Below are 657 nucleotides of genomic sequence, written 5' to 3' on the forward strand. Positions count from 1 at the left end.
GATCACCGTCGCCGCCACGCCGGCCAGCGCTGTCGTCGCGATCCGGGCCGCTCGAGCAGCACGAGCACGCATCGTGCGAGCTTAACCGCCAAATGTCGGCGCAAAAAGAAACCGGGCCGCAGCCTAGGACTCCGGCCGACATTTTGTTGGTCGGGCCCGGTTGATGGAGACCCAGTCGCGTGCCTGCAGGTAAGGACGGAAGGTTTGGGCAATCAGCTGCCGGTCGCCCGCTGTCTTGGGCCGCTGCAGTTCGTACAGGTGGGGAAACTCGGTCCAGGCGGCGACGGCATGCCACAGTCGTAGGGCTGCCTCGCCGGTGGGTGGATCGATGAGGACCGGCCCGAAAAGACATTGCCCGTCGGGGAAAAACAGGGTCGGCACCCCGAAGCCGCCGGCGTCGACCACCCGCTGGTGGTCGGCCATCACCTCGTCACCGGTCGTCGGGTCGCCGATCGCCTGATCGACCAGGCCGGGGTCGAAGCCGATTTCTTCGAGCAGGTGCCGCGCGACGGCCTTCTCGTGCGGCTTGCGGCCCTTCGACGTGCAGTGCGCAGCCGGCCCGCTGGTACCAGGCGTCGAGGTCGGCCATCGACCGGCGGCGCAGCATCGCTCCGATACGCATCATCGACCAGCCGTATGACCACTCGCGTTCCCACG

The 657-nt window shown here is 67.6% G+C and carries 1 pseudogene; it reads right to left on the reverse strand.

From position 1 onward, the window contains the following. Positions 1-123 precede the first annotated feature (123 nt). Positions 124-657, reverse strand: a pseudogene (locus tag F6Q13_RS19260) (DsbA family protein); the annotation flags it as partial.

Origin of the sequence: Mycobacterium sp. (genome assembly GCF_008709575.1) — a bacterium.
In the GTDB taxonomy this organism is placed as follows: Bacteria; Actinomycetota; Actinomycetes; order Mycobacteriales; family Mycobacteriaceae; genus Mycobacterium.